Source organism: Treponema sp. R6D11 (genome assembly GCF_054786075.1).
In genome coordinates this window covers 1-2,957 of the sequence record NZ_BDHD01000202.1, presented here as the reverse complement: position 1 = coordinate 2,957, position 2,957 = coordinate 1, and the positions used below count along the sequence as shown (strand labels likewise).

Sequence of the window (2,957 nt, the reverse complement as noted above, 5' to 3'; positions counted from 1 at the left end):
CGTCGGGTTTCGTCTCGGCGTTGGATATTTAGGATACATACTAATGTTTTGGGGTGTCTGCCTCGCTCTTCCTTTAACGACTCTTTTCTTTTTTAAAGACAGCTATCCCCACGCGTGGATTTTTATCGTCCTTTCAATCTCTACTTTCCTCATTGGTTTTCTTATTTCTCTCGTAATCAAAAACTATGTTAAAGGTCCTTTGGAAAACCACGAGGACGCCATAATACTGACTGTCATTTGGATTGTTTCGACCATCGTTTGCGGGCTGCCATACCTTTTGTTTGGCAAATATAACTTTTCGCAAAGCATTTTCGAGTCTATCTCGGGGCTTTCGACATCTGGGTTGACCGTCTTCCCAAATATCGACGCGACACCGAAAATTATCCTGCTTTGGCGTTCGTTCACCATGCTTTTTGGCGGTATCGGGCTTGTTTTGTCTCTCGCGGTTTTATTATCCGGTGGCAATGCATCCAAAATATACGCTGCAGAAGGGCATCACAGCCGCCCTCTTCCTAACTTTGTTAAATCGGCTCGGCTCATCTTCACGGTTTATTTCTTCTATATAATACTGGGCACGACTTTATACACTATCGCCGGAATGCCGATCTTCGATGCTTTTAACCATTCTATCTGCGTTCTCGCGACGGGTGGCTTCTCCACGAGGAGCGACAACATCGGCGCGTTCCGTTCCGCTGCGATAGATTATATCAGCATATTCCTCATGATTCTCGGCGCGGCAAATTTCTATGCACACGTTCTTTTGCTATCCGGCAAGTTCAAAAAATTCTTCACACACACCGAAAACAAGGCTATGTTTTTATACGGCATCGGTTCTGCTCTTGTTCTTTCCCTAATCCTCGCCTCGTTTTTCACCCTTCCTTTCGCAGAAGGTTTTCGGGTTTCTCTCTTCTATATATTCTCCGCGATGTCGACAACCGGTTTTTCCACTGCGACGCACATCCCTATCACCATGTGGCCTTTTTCTGCACTTTTGATCCTGCAGATATTCTTCTTGATAGGCGGCTCGTCCGAAAGCACAGCTGGGGGAATTAAGCTTTATCGCGTGACAATCGCGTTCAAAAGCGTTTGGTGGCATATTAAAAAACGCTGGACTAGCAAGCGCGAAATGAGCACGTTTTCCATCAACAAGTTCGGCAAAATTTTCTTCCTGTCTGAGGAAGAGCGGCTCAACATCTATTCGTTTATCTTCTTATACATATGCGTCTGCCTAATCGGCGCGGTTGCCGTTTGCTTGCTTGGTGGGTTTAGATTTGTCGATTCTTGGTTCGAGTTCACGTCCGCGCTCGGCAACATCGGGCTCTCTTCCGGCATCACAACCTACGCCTGCCCAAACTCAGTTTTATGGGTGAACTCTATTGGGATGCTGCTCGGCAGGCTCGAGATAGTTATAGTTATTTTAGCTGGCATGAAAGTCTTTTCACTTGCTAGAAATCATATTTTAAATAAGAGGGCATAAAGGAGATACACTATGAAAACATCGGTTCACGGAACGCTAGTTTTAGTCCACGGCGAGGGCGTTTTAATAACAGGCGCGCCAGAGATTGGCAAGAGCGAGGCTGCGCTTACTCTCATAAAATGGGGGCATAACCTCGTGTCGGACGACAAAGTAGACGTCACGCTCGTCGAAAACACGCTTATAGGTCGTTGCCCGCCTCCAACATATGGTTTTGTTGAACTTCGCGGAGTCGGCGTTGTTGATATTCATGAAATATATGGTCAGCGCTCGCTTATAAACTCTGCGCACATCGACCTTGTTGCGCACCTAACTCCTTGGGACAGCGAAGCGGAGTATGACAGATTCGGCGAAAAAGAAAACTATACAGAAATTTTAGGCAAAGAGGTTCCTTTCTATGAAGTTCCTATGCGTGTCGGCAGAAACATTGCGACGATAATCGAAGTTCTCGCTCTTCATCACAGAGCGAAGAAAAACGGATACTTTGCACACAAAAAGCTAACAGAAAACGTTAAGGAGTTTATGCGTGAAAATCAGCAAAATAGACAAGAAGATTGATGTAGATTTGCGCACGCTTTCTACTATTAAAATCGGCGGAGTCGCCGATATTGTTTATTTTCCAAAAGACGCGGAAGAGCTACAAACCGTTTTGCAAGAGGTTCCCAACCACAAAATCATCGGGCGTTGCTCTAACATTCTTTTCCCCGACGGCAGGTTTGAAACGCCGATAATTTCTCTTTTAAATTTCAAAAACCTCGATATAACAGACGAAACGATCTTTGCCGGCTCGGGTTATTCTTTGCCTTTTTTGGCTATGCAAGCCGAGAAATATGCTTTGTCTGGCTTGGAGTGGGCGTCTCACATTCCTGCGTCATTAGGCGGTGCGATATATATGAATGCTGGCGCGTTCGGCGGTACTATAGGCGATGTTGTCTCTTCCGTGTCATACGTCGAAGATGGCAAAGTCAAAAACACATGCGAATATGAACATTCATATAGGCACAGCGAATTCATGGGCTCGGGGCGTATCATACTTTCTGCTTCGCTAAAACTAAAGCCTAGCACGATAGATGAAATCAAAGAAAAAACAAAATCGTTCCAGAAAATTCGGTTCGACACTCAGCCTTATAACAAGCCTTCGCTGGGCAGCATATTCAAGCAAAACGAAGGCGATCCCGTTTGGAAACTAATCGACAAAGCGGGCCTGCGCGGGTTTTCTTCTGGCGGCGCGTCTTTCTCGAAAAAACATTGCAATTTCATAGTAAACGACGGCGGCGCAACAGCGGCAGATGTTATAAAACTTGTTAAACTTGCAAAAGAAAAGGTTTATAAAACAGCGAAAGTTAAGCTGCAAGAGGAAATAGAGATATGGTGAAAATCGGCATAGACGTCGGCGGAACTCATACAAAATTCGGCATTGTTGAAGATGGCAAAGAATAACCCGAGCCGGCAAAGATCGTTTCGTCTGTTATATCGAGGTTTT

Annotated in this window: 3 protein-coding genes; all 3 read left to right on the top strand. The window is 45.2% G+C overall.

Going from position 1 to position 2,957, the window contains the following annotated elements; translation table 11 throughout:
- A partial coding sequence (locus tag ACYVTD_RS11160; RefSeq protein ID WP_461247846.1) for a TrkH family potassium uptake protein occupies positions 1–1,477 on the top strand: 1,477 nt, incomplete at its 5' end.
- Between the two features lie 12 nt (positions 1,478–1,489).
- Positions 1,490–2,032, top strand: coding sequence for a hypothetical protein (locus ACYVTD_RS11155; protein WP_461247845.1), 543 nt, complete (start codon positions 1,490–1,492; stop codon positions 2,030–2,032).
- Complete coding sequence (gene murB / locus ACYVTD_RS11150) at positions 2,001–2,849, top strand: UDP-N-acetylmuramate dehydrogenase (RefSeq protein WP_461247844.1); 849 nt, start codon at positions 2,001–2,003, stop codon at positions 2,847–2,849. The genes ACYVTD_RS11155 and murB overlap by 32 nt, the downstream gene beginning before the upstream one ends.
- Positions 2,850–2,957 lie beyond the last annotated feature (108 nt).